Source organism: Streptomyces sp. NPDC049954 (genome assembly GCF_040656295.1).
GTDB lineage: Bacteria > Actinomycetota > Actinomycetes > Streptomycetales > Streptomycetaceae > Streptomyces.
This window is the reverse complement of sequence record NZ_JBFALS010000001.1, coordinates 367,334-384,863: the sequence shown is the minus strand read 5'-3', so window position 1 is coordinate 384,863 and position 17,530 is coordinate 367,334. Positions and strand designations below refer to the sequence as shown.

Sequence of the window (17,530 nt, the reverse complement as noted above, 5' to 3'; positions counted from 1 at the left end):
GAGTTGTGCACGACGGCGGAGCGCGGTGCCGTGAGCCTCCATCTCCCGAACCGTGCGGAGCGTGAACCGGCCGCCCGTTCCAGGATCAGGCCAAACCGCCGTCGCCTCTTGAATCAACTGGTCGGCTCTCTTGACGGGTGACACCGCCGCTAGGAGTCTCCCTGTGCGGAGGGGAGCGCTCTCTCGGCCCAACCCCCGTAACTCTGCGAGGAGTTCGCATGACCACCCGTCGAAGACCACACCCCCGTGGTGTCCTGGCCGTCCTGGCCGCAGTGGCCCTCCTGTTCTCCCTCGCGGTGGTGACCGCTCCCGGCCGGGCCGTCGCCGCCGCACCCGTACTCGTCTCGCAGGGCAAACCCGCGACCGCCTCCAGCAGTGAGGGCCCCTTCGGCCCCTCCGCCGCCGTGGACGGCGACAACGGCACGCGCTGGTCCAGCGAGTTCACCGACAACCAGTGGCTCCAGGTCGACCTCGGCGGCAGCACGGCGATCGGCCAGATCGTGCTGCGCTGGGAGGCCGCCTACGCCAAGGGCTACCAGATCCAGGTGTCGGCGAACGGCCAGCAGTGGACGACGATCCACACCACCACGGCGGGGACCGGCGGTAACGAGACCCTCACCGTCTCGGGCACCGGGCGCTACGTCCGGATGCTCGGCACCCAGCGGGCCACCCAATGGGGCTACTCGCTCTACGAGTTCCAGGTGTACTCGGCCGACGGCGGCGACCAGCAGCCGGGGGGGCGACGTCCTGTTGTCCTACGGCAAGCAGGGCACCGCCTCCACCGCGCAGAACGACGGCACCTGCTGGCAGTGCACGCCGGACAAGGCCTTCGACCGTGACCCCGCCAGCCGCTGGGCCACCAGCCCCGAGGGCGGCTGGACCGACCCCGGCTGGATCGCCGTCGACCTCGGCGCCCGTGCCGAGATCCACCGCGTCGTCCTCCAATGGGACCCCGCCTACGCGAAGGCCTACCGCATCGAGGTCTCGGACGACGGCAGCAACTGGCGCACCGTCTACCAGACCACCACCGGCAAGGGTTTCAAGGAGACCCTCGACATCAACGCCACCGGCCGGCACGTGCGCCTGTACGGCACCCAGCGCAGCGGCGCCTACGGCTACTCCCTGTGGGAGTTCCAGGTCTGGGGCACGGGCGGGGCGCCCGTCACCCCGCCCCCGCTCCCGGCCGATCCCGGCTACACCAAGCTGGTGTTCAGCGACGACTTCGACGGCCCGGCCGGCCGCGCCCCGGACCCGGCCAAGTGGGTCCCCGAGACCGGACCGGGGCCCAACGGCGAGCTGGAGTACTACACCGCGAACAAGAACGCCGCGCTCGACGGGGCGGGCAGCCTCGTCCTGGAAGCGCGCAAGGAGGTGACGCCCGGCTCGGCCTGCCCCCGCGACCCGCTGTCCGGCAGTGGCGTCTGCCAGTACACCTCGGCACGGCTGAACACCTACGGCACGTTCAAGTTCACCTACGGCCGGGTCGAGGCGCGCATCAAGGTGTCCGGGACGCAGGGCCTGTGGCCGGCCTTCTGGATGCTGGGCGCGGACTACTTCGACCAGGGCCGGCCGTGGCCCTACACCGGTGAGATCGACATCATGGAACACGTCGGCAAGGAGCCGGGGACGACGTACTCCACCCTGCACGCGCCCGCCTACAACGGGGCCAACGGCTTCGGCTCGCCCTACACCCTGCCCGGCGGCGCCGACTTCGCGGCCGGGTACCACACCTTCACCGTGGACTGGAACAGCAAGGGCATGACCTTCCGCGTCGACGGGCAGGTGATGCACAGGGTCGACAAGGAGACCCTGGAGCGCACCCGCGGCCCGTGGGTCTTCGACCACGACTTCTTCCTGATCCTCAACAACGCCGTGGGCGGTGACTGGCCCGGAGCCCCGGACGCCACCACGCGCTTCCCGCAGAAGATGAGCGTCGACTACGTGAAGGTCTGGCAGTAGTCGCGGTGCCCCCCGTCTTGGTGGCCGGGCGGGCACCTCCCGCCGTCCCGGTGTGGCCTGACGTGGGGAGTCTCCGCCAGGGGGCGGTCCCGGAGGAATCCGGACCGCCCCGGACGTTCTGAGCGGCCGGTCCGCGCGGACCGTTGTGGTCACCGGACGGCGTGCCCGGGTGGGCCGCCCGTGCGCGAACTTCTCAGAAGGCGTGCGCGATCGGCGGAGAGCGAGTGCCCCGGTCCCCCTAGCGTGGTGACGAGGCCCGGCGAGCGGACTGTCCGCGGCCGGCCCGTCCACCCGTCCGCGAAGGGACTCCGAGGTGCTGGGATGAGCGTCCTTCCCGATTCCGCCACCGGGCCGCACGAACCCGGGGGCGTCCCGGGCGCCGCGCCCGGGACCGCCGGCGAGGTGCACTGCGTCGGCGGACCGGCCGTGGACGGCCGCACCGGCCGGTGGCCCGGGCCCGGCCGCACGCGAGCACACCGAGGAACTGGACGAGCTGGACGAGAGGGCGAGCTGCCGGTCCTGCCCGCCCGAGGGACTCGGCTCACCGCGGGTCATCCCGCGGATCGCGCCCCGGCGGCAGCATGCGGGGGGCCACCCACCGGTACGGTCCGGCCGCCCGCGCGGGGCCCGCGCAGCCGCCCGCGGTACCAGTCGGCGGCGCGCGCGAAGTCCTCGCGGAAGTCCAGCCGGGGGGTGGCGCCGAGCAGCCGCCACAGACGCGAGGAGTCGTACCAGTGGTCCATCGCCAGCAGCGACAGTCGCCGCTGCCAGCCGGTATCCTCCCGGGCGGCGCGCCACTCCTTGGCCTGTAGGTACGTCAACTCGCCATGCGGCAACGGCATTTCGGTGATCCTTGCGGTCTCCGTGATCAGCTCGCGCGCGCTGACCGGCTGGGGGCGACTGGCGTGCAGCACCTCGCCGGCCGGGACCGACTCCCGCAAGGCGAGAGTGGCGACCACCCACGCCAGATCGTCCACTCCGATCACCGACATCAGCGCCCGCCCCTCGTCCACCCAGTGCGGCAGGAAGCCGGCGAACTCGGCCAGGGCCGGGACGACCCATACGTCGCCGGGGCCGTACACCAGGTGCGGACGTATCACCAGGCCGCCCGCCGCGAGCACCCGACGCTCCCCGGCCAGCCGGGAAACGCTCGTCGGGGAGGCCGGTCCCAGCGGCAACTCACCCTCCGCCGCCCGTAGATGGCAGCCGTCCCGGTACACGGCCGTGGTGCCGAGCTGGATGACCCGCCGAACCCCGGCGCGCTGTGCCTCGGCGAGCAGCGCACCGGTGCCGGTGTCGTTGACCGCGCCGCACAGTCCGGGGTCACCGCCGATCTGCGAGGCCAGGTGGAGGACGGTGTCGACGCCCTCGCACACGCCGCGCAGCGAGTCCGGTTCGGTCAGGCTCCCCCGGCGCACCTCCACCCGGCCCGGCCCGGACGGCGCGGGCCGCGAGCGGTGGGCCAGCAGCCGCAGCAGCGGGGGCTCGGACGTGGAGACGCCCGAGGCGAGGAGCGCGGCGGTGCGGCTGCCGACGAAACCCGCGCCACCAGTGATCAGAATGCGAGGAGCTGCCATGTCGCTCAACCCTTTCAAGCCTGTGCGGAGTCGTTCCATGAGGTCGTGGCGGGTGTGCGGACGCCCGCAGCTCGCCGTGCGCGTCGCCTTGGTGCGCGGACCGGACGCCCGGCGGGAAGCGGCCCGCCGGTGCCGCGCCACGGGAGGAGCCAGGCCCGTTGTGCGCCCGAACCACGGTGCGGGGCCCTGTTCCGGCAGCTCGGGATCATGACGAACCAGGGGCTTCTGGCGGGTAAGACCGCCTTCATCAGTGGAGCGAGCAGTGGTATCGGAGCCGCCGCCGCCCGCGTGTTCTGCCGCGAGGGCGCCGCCGTCATGCTGGTGGCCCGCCGCGAGAAGAAACTGGCCGCTCTCACCCGGGAACTCCTGGGCGAGGGGTACGAGGCCGAGTACGCGGTGGCCGATGTCGCGCGCGGCGCCGACGTGGCGGCCGCGGTGGACCGGACGCTGGCCCGCTTCGGCCGACTGGACGTCGCCTTCAACAACGCCGGGGTCGGCGCCGCGCAGGTTCCCCTGCACGTGATGGCGGACGAGCTGTACGACACGATCATGGACACGAACGTCCGGGGGGTGTGGAACTGCATGCGCCACCAGATCGCGGCGATGCTGCCCCACGGCGGCGCCATCGTGAACACCAGCAGTACCGCCGGCCTGGTCGCCACCCCCGTCGCGGCTCCCTACATCGCCTCCAAGCACGCGGTGGTGGGTCTGACGAAGGCGGCGGCGGCCGAGTACGCGCGGCACGGCATCCGGGTCAACGCTCTCGCGCCCGGCTCGACGCGCAGCGAGATGATCGACGAGTGGCTCGAACAGGACCCCGCTGCGGAGGAGTTGCTGCGCGAGGCCGCGCCGCTGCCGCGGATCGCCGATCCCCAGGAGATCGCCGAGGCGGCCGCCTGGCTCAGCAGCGACCGGGCCTCCTTCGTCGTCGGCGCCACCGTGCCGGTGGACGGTGGCTGGACCATCCGTTGAGCAGCACGGGGGCGCCGACGTGGGGGCCTGTCCTCGGACGCGACAGCGGTCGCGGACCGGCCGTGAAGAGACAGCGCTCCTCCTGGCGCCGGGTGCCGAAGGAGGCGTGGTGCGGCGAGGAGGGAAAGAAGGCGGAGGACGACGGCGTGGGGGGAACCCCGCTCAGAAGGCGGTGAGGAGGGCCTGCCGTACTCCGGAGGCTCCGGGGGCGGGCGTCGCCTAGCGAACGACGGACCCGGCGAACCGGACGACGAAGGCGAGTTGCCCGTCCTGGTGCCCGGTGACGCTGACCGAGTCCGTCCCGTCCGCACCCGCGACGGGATGGGCCTCGACCGTGCAGGGCGCGCCGAACTCGACGTACCGGCTGAAGCGCATCTCGGAGGACGAGGGGACGAACCGGCCGGGCGCGAAGCGCAGGTGCGCGGCCTGCTGGGCCGCCTCCACCAGGACCATCGCCGGGACGTGGTCGTTGACGCGGTCGAAGAACAACTCGTTGCGCGGGTCGGCGCGCAACTGCCACCGGCCGGGGCCGTCGGCGGGGGAGAGGACGACGTCGCAGGTCCGCGTGTGGTGGACGGTCGAAGGCTCCACCGGCTCGGTGAGCGAGGTGAGCGCGGCGGCACTCCCGGAGCCGGGCAGTTGGCCGCGTATGCGCGAGTAGGCGGCGGGCGAGGTGATGTGGAAGCGGATCGAACCGGAGCCGATCAGCCGGCCCTGCGTCCGCAGCCGCATCTCCAGATGCGCACTGGCGGGCACCGCTCCCCGGCGACGCAGGTCGACGACGTGCACGTCGAGCGTCAGCGCGTCTTCCGGGGTGGCCTCGGTGGGCAGGGCCGGCAGTTCCGCGTCGAGACGGTGGCACAGGTCCCACATGACGAAGTGGTGTCCGAGCGGCACCCCCAGTTCCGCGTGGGAGACCAGGAGCGTGGTCTGGCGGATCGCCTCCAGCACCATGGAGGCCGTGGACCGGCCGTCCGGGCTCACGAAGAGCTGGTGGGTGCGCGGCCGGCGTACCGAGACCGTGAAGTGTGTGTCGTCGTGGCGTCTGAGCCGTGTGGGCAGAACATCGCGAAGCCGGGCCCGGTGGACGAGTGTCTTCTCCACCGGCAGTGCCGGAAGGCTGGGCGGTCCGCCTGCTGTGATGTCCGGGAGTACGGCGCGGTGCGCCTCCGTGTGGATGTCCCGGACTGTAGAAGCCATAGCGCGCAAGGTCGTTGCCTCTTCTGTCGAAGGTGAAGGTGCAGGACGACGTGGGGTATGGCCGATCTCCCCCCGCGGTCGGTAAGGTACAGGCATGCGGGTTTGTTTTTCAATGAGCTGACGACAGCCCAGGGCAAGCAATCGCACGGAGCCGCCCCCTCCGGACGGCTCGAACAGATGGGAGGCCGCGTGGCACGACAGGAGCGTGCGGTCAGGACAAGGAAAGCAATCCTGGGCGCAGCCGGTGAGGTGTTCGCCGAACACGGCTACGCCGGGGCCACGATCTACGACGTGTACACCCGGTGCGGGGTGACGAAGGGAGCCTTCTACTTCCATTTCTCCTCGAAGGACGAGCTGGCCCAGGCCGTGCTCGACGAGCAGGTGAGTGGCCAGATCGGCTACCTGGAGGTGCCCGCGACGGGGGACGCGGTCAAGTTCCAGGAGGTCGTCGACATCGGGCTGCTGGTGGGGCACCGGCTGACCTTCGACCGGATGCTGCAGGGCAGTATCCGGCTCGCGGTCGACCAGGGGCACGAGATCAACCGCCGGATCCCGTACCAGGCGTGGATCGACGTCCACGTCGGCATCCTCGCCGAGGCCGAGACGCGGGGCGAACTGCTGCCCGGCACCGACGTGGAGGACGCGGCGCAGATGATCGTCGGTTCGTTCAGCGGCGTGCAGCTGATGGCCGAGGTGATGAGCGAACGCAAGGACCTGGAGGAGCGGGTCGCGGTGCTCTATCGCGGACTCGCCCGCGCCGTCGTCACGCCCGAGACGGCAGGCCGGCTGGACATCGCCCCCGACCGGGGCAAGCGGCTCATGGCCAGGGTCACCGCGGGCGCGCGGGTCGGCGCCGGGCAGTAGCCCGGTGGCGGCCGGTTCCGCCGCGGGTGACAGGCCGGCGGCGGACCCCCGCCCGGGGGGAGCGGTTCCGCGGCACCCGTCCCCGCACGACGGCTGCCGCGCTCCGCTCCTCGGGATGCCCGCTCTTCGGGGCGGTCGGTGCCCCCTTGGGGCCGTACGCGGGCCTGCGCCCGCCGCGGTCGTGGGCGTCGACCGACTGGGAAGCCGCCGCACCGAGGGGCACAAAAATACAGGCAGGCTGGTATGTTAATCGCAGTCCGGGGGAGGGTGGTGTCATGCAGTTCCAGCAATTGCGCGCGTTCCGGGAGGTGGCGGCCGAGCTGAGTTTCACGCGGGCCGCCAGAAACCTGCACTACGCCCAGTCGACCGTGACGGCTCAGGTCAAGAACCTCGAAGAGGCCGTCGGTACCGAGCTGTTCGACCGCAGTCGGCGTCAGCTCGCGCTGACCGAGGCGGGGCAGCGGCTGCTGCCGCACGCCGAGCGGATCATCGAACTCGCCGAACTCGCGCGGCGGGAGGTCGCCGAGGCACACCCCCCGGCGCGCCGCTCCCGCCGGCGGACGGCGTCCGCGCGCGCCCTGAACTGAGCCGGCGCGGGCCCCGCCCCGCGCCCTGCTCGCGTCTCGCGTCCCGCCACGGCCGGTCCCCGGACCGGCCCTCGCGCGTGAGAGCGCCCGCGCCGGGACCGCGCGAGCCCGTCAGGACGAGCCTGTCCGCGTGCGGGACGTGAGCGCGAACTCCGCCCGCGCCCGGGGTGCGCCACGGGGTGCGTGATTCCGCCAGTGCCGGTGCGCTGCACGGTAATTGGCCTTTTCTGGTCGTTCCTGGAGTGGCGGTTGTCGAACCGCCGTGGCCGTCGGACGGACCGCTCCGGACCGCTCCGGACCTCGACTGCGGCGTGCTCGGTGCCGACGGTGACACGCCGGGGGAAGGCCGCGGACTCGCCGTCGCCCACCACCAGCGCTCCGACGTGTGCGCGGTGCCGGCCGCCACCGTGGTCGCCCAGGCCGTGACCGCGCTGGTCCTCGCGGACGCGGCGCTGGAGAAGTTCGGCGGCGACAGCGTCCCCGAGACCGCCCGCAACCACGGCTCCTACCTGCGTCACCTGACCGTTCGCTGAGTCGCCGCCGCCCCGCCGGGTGCCCGGACGCGGGGCCCGGCGCCGCCCGTCCGGGCCCCGCGCCCCCTTGCGGACGGGCCGCTGACGGCCCGTCCGCCCGCGGAACCTGCCATCGAACCCTTCGATGAGATGGTGATACCGGCATGCGGGTATGTTTTCATGATGTGGGGGGACGGATCGCGCACTTGCCGGCGCTCCGTCCCGACACACGGACGGATGGGGGATGCGGTGCCACGTCTAGAGGAACTCGATCCGGCGCCCGCGGTGGTGCGCCCGGTGCTGCCCCGCGGCGCCGCGCCGGGCGGCGTGCAGATCGTCCGTGTCCACGACGAGCTGCTCGACGGCACGATCAGCACGCACCAGTTCGGCGGGGTGCGCGTGGCGGTGGTCCAGGGTGAGGGCCCCCGGGAGCTGATCCGGCCGGTCCGGCCGACCGCCCCGGCCGGTGAGGGCGTGCTGCGTGTCCTGCGGCCCCTGACCGGAGCCGTCTGGGCCGTGCAGGACGACCGCCACGGGGCGGTACGCGCCCCGCAGTTGATCTGCCTGGACAGCACCCGTCCCTACAAGGCGTCCATGCAGGGGGACTTCCGCCTGGTCGACGTCACGGTCGCGCACCGGCTGGTCGGCCTGACCGCCGCCGAGGCCGCGGCGCTCACCGCCCGGCCCTGGTCCGGAGGCGAGGGCCTGGCCGCCCTGCTCTCCTCCCTGCTCGAAGGGCTCGGTCGGCACGGCAGGGAGGTGGCGACCGCCGTCGACCTGCTCGGCGGCAGCGTCGTGGGGCTCACCGCCGCACTCTTCGCGGAGCGCATGCGGGAGGGTGCCGAGGACCCGCGGATCGCCCGGCAGGCACTGATGCTCAAGGTGCAGTCCTCCGTCCGCGCGCGGCTGGCGGAACCCGGCCTGAACGCCGTGACCCTCGCCCGTTCCCACCACGTCTCCCTGCGCTACCTGCAGAAGATCTTCCAGGAACACGGCATCAGCCCGGCCCGCTGGATCCGCGACGAGCGGCTGGCGCGCTGCCGCAGCGAACTCGCCGACCCGCTCCTGGACCACCTGCCGGTCGCCCTGATCGGTGAACGGGCCGGACTCTACGGCGCCTCCCACTTCAGCAGGCTCTTCCGGGACCGCTACGGCACCACGCCCCGCGAGTACCGCAAGGAGCGTGGCACCCCGTGACGCGCGACGAGGGCGGTGAGACCCGGTGGAGCCACGCCCACCCGCTCGCCGAGGAGCTTCCCGGGACGGCGCCGGCAGGCTCCGCAGGGCCCGAAGGGCCCGTGTACGGCACTGGTACGAGTCACAGGGCGCGGCCGTCACGGCCGTCCGCCACGAGGCGCCCGCCGCGCGGGCCGGAAGGGAACGAGGACGTCATGCGGCAGGACGCCGGGACAGCGAACGTGGGGGCATCGGGTGCCCGGGAACGAGGCCCCGGACAGCGGGAAGCCGGGCAGGACGCCGGGGCGCTGCGCGTCCGCGTGCTCGGGCCCCTGGAGGTCCGCGCCCAGGGCGAGGACCGTACGCCCACCGCACCCATGGCGCGGCGCGTACTTGCGGTACTGCTGCTGAACGCCAACCGCCTGGTCTCCAACTCCACCCTGATCGAGGAGCTGTGGGAGACCGACCCGCCCCGCCTCGCCCGCAAGACCGTCCAGACCTACGTCTACCAGCTGCGCAAGGCACTGCACTGCCCGGTGCACCCCTGCGAACGGATCCGTACCGGCCCGAACGGGTACCGCATCGACCTGCGGCCCGGCGAGCTGGACCTGTGGGAGTTCGAGCACGGGGTCCGGCGCGCCCGCGCCGCGCTGAGTGAGGGCGACCCCCGCACCGCCGCGACCCTGCTGCGCGAGGCCCTCGCCCTGTGGCGCGGAGAGCCGTACGCGGGCCTGGAGACCGGGCCGCTGCTCTCGGCGCAGCTCCCGCCCCTGGCCGACCTGCGGCTGAGCGCCCTGGAGTCGCGCATCACCGCCGATCTGCACCTGGGCCGCCACCGGGCCCTGACGGGGGAGCTGCGGCAGCTGACGGCCGACCACCCGCTCAACGAGGAGTTCACCGCGTACCTGATGACCGCCGCCCATCGTTCGGGGCAGCGCGCCACCGCCCTGGAGGCGTTCGCGCGGTTGCGCCGCCGGCTCGTCGACGAGCTGGGCATCGAACCGTCGGAGCACCTCCAGCGCCTCCAGCAGGAGGTGCTGACCGCACAACTGCCCGGGCCCGAGGCAAACGCGCCCGCCGGGGAGCCGCCCGCCGCCTGGACCGGGCAGTCCGCGCCCCGCGCCGCGGCGGGCCGGGGACCGGTCCTCGGGCGGCTCCCGCTGGACACCCCCGACTTCACCGGGCGGGCGGTCGAACTGGCCCGGCTGGCGGCCCTCGTGGACGAGGGCCCACGCGTCGGCGCCGGGTCCGCGGCCGGACGGGGCGCCCCCGGCGCCGGACCGCGGGTGGTCGTGGTGCTGGGGCCGGTCGGCGTGGGCAAGAGCGCCCTCGCCGTGCACGGCGCGCACCGGCTGGCCGAGCGGTTCCCGGACGGGGTGCTGCACGCCCGGCTGCACGACGACGAGGACCGGCCGCGCCCCACCCGCGCCGTCCTGCGCGCCCTGCTGCGCGACTGCGGGCACGACCCGGCCGCACTGCCCCGCGACACCGACGAACTCGCGGGTATGTTCCGCTCGTTCAGCGCCGGCCGGTCGCTGCTCATGCTGCTGGACGACGCCGCGGGCACCGACCAGGTGCTGCCGCTGCTGCCCGCCGACGACACCGGTCTCGTCCTGCTCACCTCACGGGTCCGGCTGCCCGGCCTGCCCGGCGCGCGCACCCTCCCCCTCGGCCCGCTCCCCGCTCCCGACGCGGCGGCCTTCTTCGCCCGCGTCGCCGGTGCGGAACGGGTCGCGGGCGACCCCGAGACGCTCGGTGCGGTGACCCGGCTGATGAGCGAATTCCCGCTCGCCCTGCGCGCCGTGGGGGAGAAGTTCGCGGACCGTCCGATGTGGACGCTGGGCGACCTGGCCCTCGGCCTGGTCGACGAGGACCGCCTCGCGGCCGAACTCAACGACGAGACGTGCGACGTGCTGGCCCGCGTCGCCGGCGCCCTCGTCCGGCTGCCCGGACCGCTGCGCCGGGCGCTCGCCCTGCTGGCGGCCGGCGCGCGGGAGGACTTCGGCATGGCCCGGGCGCAGGAACTGCTGGGCGGCGACGTCTGGGCGGCCCAGTCCCTGGTGGGCCGGCTGCTCGACCACCACGTGGTGGTGAGGGCACCGCGGGCGCGGGCCTCCGCGCTCGCCCTGCGCGTCCCGCAGCTCGTCCGTCTGGCGCTGCCGTCCCCCGAGGACACCGGGCTGCGCGTCCTGCGGGGCGCCGACCGCGACTTCGGCCCCCGGACCCTCACCGCCGCGGGCTGAATCCGCCGGAGCGCCCCACGCGGCGCCCGCCACGTCGGCGCGGGCCGCGGGGTGCCCCGCTTCCCGCCCGGGTGCAGGCCGTTGGCCGGGCCTTCACCCGGACTGGACCGCCCCGGCGGAGTCTGGTGGCGATGGGGTGGCGACCGGAGGAGCCGGACGGCGCCCCCGACCCGAGGAGGCGGCATGCCGCTCGACGAGCACGAGGGGACACCGGCCCGCTGGCTGATGGTGCCGGCCGGTGTGGACATCGATCTCGACCCCCCGCACCCGCCCGTCCCGCCGCGAAGCGACACCGCTCGCCACGCGGCCGTGTGCCGCCACTGCGGCGCCCGGCCCCCGGCGGGTCCGCCGAGGCCGCCACGCCCCTGACAGCACGACAGCACGACAGCACGACGGCACGACGGCACCACCCTCGCCGAAGGGGTGGTGCCGTCGCCGTTCTGCGGCCCGCACCCGGGCCGCGCGGACCAGGTGCGCCCGCTCGCGCGCGGGGAAGTGGCGCGGTGGCGTAGAACGCGCTCGGCGGGCCGTCGAGCACCTCGTCCACCGGCCGGTGGACGTACCCGCGCCCGGGGCATCCACCAACGGCTGCTGACGCGAAGTGAGGCCGCTGCCGGGCGAGCCGCCGCCTCCCGCCACGTCGCCGTCGTCCGACGCCGCTGGACCGTCGGAGGCGGTACCTCAGCCGGCTGTCGGCGTGCTCGGCGATCCACGGCACGCTCTGCCCGCCGTCGTGCCCCGTCCAGCGGGACGTCCCCGGCCCGTGGCGCCGCCGGCCCGCCCGTACGGCCCGTACGGCCCGTACGGCCCGTACGGCCCGTACGGCCCGCTCGGCGACATCCTCGTGCCGGCACCGGCTCGCCGCGTCTCGCGCCGAACCCGGGCACCGTCCGGCCACCCGTGCACCGGCCCCACCCGCGCACAGCGTTCACCCCCGTCCCCGCCCGGCCTGCGCGTTTCCCGCGGCTTGGCCCCGCCTTGGACACCCGGCCACAGGCTCCAGTCCGGCAGCCGGAAGACCGGGTCCACCGGGGCGCGGACCACTGCCAGCCAGGTGTCAACCGCACAGACACGGGCCGCGGCCTTGCCGCCGGGACGGGTCGACCGAATGGCGATGGGGGACGACGGGATGCAGACCGGACTGCAGGAACGCACCGGGGACACGGAGATGATCAGCGCGCAGCGGGCGATGTCCAGGAACGGCGTACTGGAAGAGCTGGGCGCGGCCCTGTTCGAGTCCCTGCCGCGCAGTGACCAGCGACGCCGGGGAATGGAGTACGTCCAGGGGCTGCTCGGTGTTCAGGGCCGCAAGTCGATACGGAACATCTCCTCCCTCTTCGGCGGAGAGGCGGCCGAGCAGAGCCTGCACCACTTCATCAGCGGTTCCACCTGGGACTGGGGTCCCGTCCGCCGCGCCCTCGCCCACCACCTGGAGGAGGTGTCCCCGGCCCGCGCCTACGTACTGCGGCCGATGGTGATCCCCAAGGCCGGCGACAGCTCGGTCGGGGTGGACCGCCGCTTCGACCCCGGCCGCGGCCAGATGACCAACGTCCAGCAGGCAGTGGGGGTGTGGGCCGTGTCGGAGGAGCACAGCACCCCCGTCAACTGGCGGCTGTACCTGCCCGAGACCTGGCTGGACGACGCCACCCGGCGCCGCCAGGCCTCCATCCCGGAGAGCGCCGCGCCGGAGACCATGGACCAGTGCGGCGTGGAGGCATATCTGGGCATCACCCGCGGTTGGGGCCTGCCGGTGCGGCCCGCCGTCATGGACGCCCGCGAGGCCGACGTCGTCGCCACCGTGCGCCGGCTCCAGGCCGCCGACGCGCCCCTGTTGCTGCGCGTCAGCGCCAACCGGCGGCTCGCGGCCACCGATCCCGGGCTGCCGCGCTCGGTCGCCGAGACCGAACTGACGGCGCATCAGATCATGATGATGGCCCGCCCGCTGCGCCAGCCGGTCATCCAGCGCCGGCCCGGAACCGACGGCCCCGCCCGCGCCGCCCTGACCGCGGCCGTCCGCGTGGAACTGCCCCGGCGCCCCGGACGCCGCCCCTCCCCGGGCCGTGAACTGGTGCTCCTCGGCATCGGCGAGAACGGCGGGCGCTGGCCGGCCGAGCTGTGGCTGACCGACCTCACCGACCTGCACCCCGCCCAGTTGCTGAGGCTGAGCCGGCTGACCCGCCGCGTGGACCGGGACTTCGCCGACATCGCCGAGCGGGTCGGCATCAAGGACTTCTCCGGCCGCTCCTTCAGCGGCTGGCACCGCCACGCCACCCTCGCCTCCGCCGCCCACGCCGTCGCCGTCCTGTCGGGCGCTCCCACCCCCGAGCCGCAGCCGGAACAGGTGGCCGCGTGATCACCGCGAGCGGCCGGGCGGCCCGCGCGGACCTGCCCGCCCGCGACGAGGGCGGCGCAGTGTAGAGCCGGGCGGGAGGATCTCAGCCTTCCTCCCGCCCGGTACGTCAGCTCCCCGGCCGGCCGGCCCGGGAGCTGACGGACTCTCCCCGGCAGCTGACGGATTGCCCGGGCCTCCTTTGGCGACCCCCGAACGGGAGGCACACGATCGGCGCAACAGCCGACCGAGTGCCCAGGAGGTCACCATGGCCAGCCAGCCGCAGGCCGCAGGCGAGTGGCGGGGAGCTGCCGCCCTCGTCACCGAACCACCGCCCCGCCCCGCCGCCACCGGCCCCCGGGTCGTGGTGCGCACCTCGGGCGGGCAGGTGGCCGGAGAGCACGCCGGCGGCGTCTGTGTCTTCCGCGGCATCCCCTACGCCCGGCCGCCGCTGGGCCCGCTGCGCTTCGCCTCCCCCCGGCCGCCCGAACCCTGGAGCGGCGTCCGCGAGGCGGTGCGCTTCTCACCCGTCTCCTTTCAGGCGGCGATCCCCAACCGCCCGGTGCCGCCCGGCAGCGAGGACTCGCTGTACGCCAACGTGTTCACGCCCGCCCCGACCGGCAGCCGCCCCGTCCTCGTCTACGTCCACGGCGGCGGCTGGCAGGCGGGCGCCGGCAGCATGCCCGCGTACGACGGAACCCGGCTCGCCGAGCGCGGCGACCTCGTCGTCGTCACCTTCAACTACCGGCTCGGCGTCCTCGGCTTCGGCCTGCACGAGGACCTCGCCGACGCCGGGACCGGCCACGCCGCCAACTGGGGACTCCAGGACCAGGCCGCCCTGCTGCACTGGGTGCGGGACAACGCCGCGGCCTTCGGCGGGGACCCGGACGACATCACCGTGTGCGGCACCTCGGCGGGCGGCGCCACCGCCTGGCAACTGTCCCTGCTGCCCGCCGTGCGCGGCCTCGTCCGGCGGCTGGTCTGCATCAGCCCCAGCCACGCCACCGCGCCCGGGACCGCGCTGACCCCCGAGGACTCGCACGCCGCCTACGCCGCCCTCGCCCGTCGCCTGGGCACCACGGTCGCCGGACTGCGCGAGGTACCGGCCGGTGCGCTCACCGACGCCTGGACCGCACTGTTCGCCCCGCCGCCCGGGGACCGGATCGTCTCCAGCGGACGCTGGTACCGCGGCCCCGTCGTCGACGGCCGCACCATGCCGGCCCCCGACCATCTCCTGCCCACGCCCGACGTGCCCGTGCTCAGCGTCCACACCAGCACCGAGGGCTCGTTCTACACGGGCCCCGCCGCCCCGGACCCGCTGCCCGCCCCCCGGGACGAGGCCGAGCTGGTGCGGGCCGTGCGCGAGGTGCTGAGCCTGGCCGAACCGGAGGCCGACGAGGCCCTCGCCCACGCCTGCGCCGCCGCCCACCGGTCCGCGGCCCGGCAGTCCGGACTGCCGGACGACCCGCGGTCGCTGTGGACCGAGATCTGGGGCGACGCCTTCTTCCGCCACCAGATCGTCCGGTTCGCCGACCGCCACGCCCGCCTGGGCCGCACCCCGCTGTACGCGATGGAGTTCGCCCACCCCGCGCGGGCGCCCCACTTCGGCACCCCGCACGAGGCGACCTCGCCGTTCCTGTTCGGCACCCACCGGCTGCCGCAGTTCGCCGGGATGTTCGGCGACGGGCCCGCGCAGCGACTGCTGTCCGACGTGTTCGTCGACATCGTCGCCGCCTTCGCCCGTACGTCCGCGCCGCACACCGCGCACACCCCCGACTGGCCGCCGTACACCCCCGGCCGGCCCAGCACGCTCGTGCTGGGCGGACCCCGCCTCGCCGAGGTCACCCGCACCCCGAAACTCGCCCAGCTGGACTTCTGGGACGCCGTGGGCTGGTCCCCGCGTCCCTGACCCGCCCACGCCCGCCGCGAGACCCGGTGGCCGGCCACACCGGCCACCCTCCTCCCGACCACCTCCGCCCGCTCCGTACCGCCGAGTCCCTACCCGCCCCTGCCCGCACCGCGGCACCGCCGTGCCGGCCACCGCACGTGTCTGGAGACACCAGTGGACGACGCTCTTGTCGACATCGAACTGAAGATCGCCCCTCAGCAGCCCGACTGGGACGACCCCGCCCAGGTGCGCCGCGTGCGCTCCGACCTGGCGGGCCGCCCCCCGCTGGTCCGCGCCGAGGACGTCCGCGCCCTGCGCCGGGGCCTGGCCCGGGTGGCCGCCGGCGAGGCCCTGGTCGTCCAGGCCGGGGACTGCGCCGAGGACCCCCTGGAGTGCACCCCCGCGCACGTGGCCCGCAAGGCCGCCGTGCTCGACCTGCTGGCCGGAGCCCTCCGGCTGGTCACCGGCAAGCCCGTCCTGCGGGCCGGGCGCATCGCGGGGCAGTTCACCAAACCGCGCTCCCAGTCGACGGAACGCGTCGGCGACCTGGAACTGCCCGTCTACCGCGGCCACATGGTCAACGACCCCGAGCCCACACCCGAAGGCCGCCGCCCCGACCCGCTGCGCCTGCTGACCGGCTACATGGCGGCCGACGACATCATGCGCCACCTCGGCTGGCGGCGCGCCGACGGCGCCGACCGCATCGACCCCCCGGTCTGGACCAGCCACGAGGCGCTGCTGCTGGACTACGAGGTGCCGCTGCTGCGCCGCGAGGACGACGGCCTGCTGCTGTCCTCCACGCACTGGCCCTGGATCGGCGAGCGCACCCGGCAGCCGGACGGCGCGCATGTCGCCCTGCTCGCCGGTGTCACCAACCCGGTGGCCTGCAAGGTGGGGCCCACCACCAGCGTCGAGGCGCTGCTCGACCTGTGCGGGCGCCTGGACCCCGACCGCGAACCGGGACGGCTCACGCTCATCGCGCGGATGGGCGCCGACAAGGTGGCCGAGGCGCTGCCCCCGCTGGTCGCGGCGGTGCACGCGGCCGGGCACCCGGTCATCTGGCTGACCGACCCGCTGCACGCCAACACCGTCACCACGCCGGGCGGCTTCAAGACCCGCTACGTGGAGGCCGCAGAACGGGAGGTCATCGCCTTCCACCGGGCGGTCACCGACCACGGCGGCACCGCGGGCGGCCTGCACCTGGAGACCACGCCCGACGCGGTCATGGAGTGCGTCCCCGACGCGCGCACCGCCCACCTGGTCGGTGACGACTACGAGAGCTTCTGCGACCCCCGTCTCAACGCCGGCCAGGCCGTCTCCGTCGTCTCGGCCTGGCACGGGTGAGCCGCCCGGCACGTCAGTTCCGCCCCCCAACGGATGTGAAGGAGAGGTACGACATGCACAGCGCACACACGAGAGACAGCGGGACCAGGCTGGCCCTGGTCACCGGGGCCGCCGGCGGGATCGGCGCGGCCGTCGTCCGCACCCTGGCCGAACAGGGGGTCCTCGTCGCCGCCGTCGACCGCCACGCCGGCCGCCTGGAGGAGGAGACCGCCAAACTCGCCGCGGACGGGCTGCCGGTGACGGCGTTCGCCGCCGACGTGACCGACAGCGCCGCCGTGGACACCGTCGTCGACCGGATCGAGGAGGACCTCGGCCCCGTCGACTACCTCGTCAACGCCGCCGGAGTCCTGCGCCTCGGCGAGGTGACCGCGTGCACCGACGACGACTGGACGAGTACCTTCGCCGTCAACACCACCGGCGTCTTCCACCTCTCGCGCGCCGTGGTGGGCCGCATGGTGCGGCGCGGCGCGGGAGCCGTCGTCACCGTCGCCTCCAACGCGGCCGCCACCCCGCGCACCGGGATGGCCGCGTACGCCGCCTCCAAGGCGGCGGCGGAGATGTTCACCAAGAGCCTCGGTCTGGAGGTGGCCCGGCACGGCATCCGCTGCAACATCGTCGCCCCCGGCTCCACCGACACACCGATGCTCAGCTCCATGTGGCACGACGACTCGGGACCGCGCGCCACCCTCGCCGGCAACCTCGACGCGTTCCGCGTCGGCATCCCGCTGGGCAAGCTCGCCCGCCCCACCGACGTCGCCGACGCCGTGGCCTACCTGCTGTCCGACCGCGCGTCCCACATCACCCTGCACACCCTGACCGTCGACGGCGGCGCCGCCCTCGGCGCGGCCTGACACCGGCCCACGCCCCGCCCCCGCCCGC

The 17,530-nt window shown here is 74.4% G+C and carries 11 protein-coding genes and 2 pseudogenes; 11 read left to right on the top strand and 2 right to left on the bottom strand.

Annotated elements, in window-relative coordinates:
- The first annotated feature begins 218 nt into the window (after positions 1–218).
- Positions 219–1,959 (top strand): annotated as a pseudogene (locus tag AB0J21_RS01635) (discoidin domain-containing protein).
- Positions 1,960–2,510: 551 nt separating this feature from the next.
- Here the strand turns inward: AB0J21_RS01635 and AB0J21_RS01630 are convergent.
- Positions 2,511–3,536 (bottom strand): NAD(P)-dependent oxidoreductase, encoded by a 1,026-nt coding sequence (locus AB0J21_RS01630; RefSeq protein ID WP_363143736.1) that lies wholly within the window; start codon positions 3,534–3,536, stop codon positions 2,511–2,513.
- A 207-nt stretch (positions 3,537–3,743) separates the two neighbouring features.
- Here AB0J21_RS01630 and AB0J21_RS01625 point away from each other — a divergent pair, with 207 nt between their 5' ends.
- Complete coding sequence (locus tag AB0J21_RS01625; RefSeq protein WP_363143735.1) at positions 3,744–4,508, top strand: glucose 1-dehydrogenase; 765 nt, start codon at positions 3,744–3,746, stop codon at positions 4,506–4,508.
- A gap of 219 nt (positions 4,509–4,727) precedes the next feature.
- Here the strand turns inward: AB0J21_RS01625 and AB0J21_RS01620 are convergent, their stop codons facing one another.
- Positions 4,728–5,708, bottom strand: a complete 981-nt coding sequence (locus tag AB0J21_RS01620) for a ScbA/BarX family gamma-butyrolactone biosynthesis protein (RefSeq protein WP_363143734.1) — start codon at positions 5,706–5,708, stop codon at positions 4,728–4,730.
- Between the two features lie 189 nt (positions 5,709–5,897).
- Here AB0J21_RS01620 and AB0J21_RS01615 point away from each other — a divergent pair, with 189 nt between their 5' ends.
- The 9 genes and pseudogenes from AB0J21_RS01615 (at position 5,898) to AB0J21_RS01575 (ending at position 17,502) form a co-directional block, all read left to right on the top strand.
- Complete coding sequence (locus AB0J21_RS01615; RefSeq protein ID WP_363143733.1) at positions 5,898–6,572, top strand: ScbR family autoregulator-binding transcription factor; 675 nt, start codon at positions 5,898–5,900, stop codon at positions 6,570–6,572.
- Between the two features lie 275 nt (positions 6,573–6,847).
- A complete protein-coding gene (locus AB0J21_RS01610) occupies positions 6,848–7,159 on the top strand; it encodes a LysR family transcriptional regulator (RefSeq protein WP_363143732.1) in 312 nt (103 codons plus the stop codon).
- A 362-nt stretch (positions 7,160–7,521) separates the two neighbouring features.
- A pseudogene (locus AB0J21_RS01605) lies at positions 7,522–7,692 on the top strand (chorismate synthase); the annotation flags it as partial.
- 228 nt (positions 7,693–7,920) lie between these two features.
- Positions 7,921–8,868, top strand: coding sequence for an AraC family transcriptional regulator (locus AB0J21_RS01600; RefSeq protein WP_363143731.1), 948 nt, complete (start codon positions 7,921–7,923; stop codon positions 8,866–8,868).
- A 194-nt stretch (positions 8,869–9,062) separates the two neighbouring features.
- Entirely contained in the window at positions 9,063–11,090 is a 2,028-nt protein-coding gene (locus AB0J21_RS01595; protein ID WP_363143730.1) for an AfsR/SARP family transcriptional regulator, read from the top strand.
- A gap of 1,129 nt (positions 11,091–12,219) precedes the next feature.
- A complete protein-coding gene (locus AB0J21_RS01590; protein WP_363143729.1) occupies positions 12,220–13,443 on the top strand; it encodes a transposase in 1,224 nt (407 codons plus the stop codon).
- A 244-nt stretch (positions 13,444–13,687) separates the two neighbouring features.
- Positions 13,688–15,328: a carboxylesterase family protein gene (locus AB0J21_RS01585; RefSeq protein WP_363143728.1), complete on the top strand. Its 1,641-nt coding sequence runs from the start codon at positions 13,688–13,690 to the stop codon at positions 15,326–15,328.
- Positions 15,329–15,481: 153 nt separating this feature from the next.
- On the top strand, positions 15,482–16,651 hold the full coding sequence (locus tag AB0J21_RS01580; protein WP_363143727.1) for a 3-deoxy-7-phosphoheptulonate synthase: 1,170 nt from the start codon (positions 15,482–15,484) through the stop codon (positions 16,649–16,651).
- Positions 16,652–16,704: 53 nt separating this feature from the next.
- The gene (locus AB0J21_RS01575; protein ID WP_363143726.1) at positions 16,705–17,502 is read left to right on the top strand and encodes a 2,3-dihydro-2,3-dihydroxybenzoate dehydrogenase; all 798 of its coding nucleotides are present in this window, start codon (positions 16,705–16,707) and stop codon (positions 17,500–17,502) included.
- Positions 17,503–17,530: the final 28 nt, after the last annotated feature.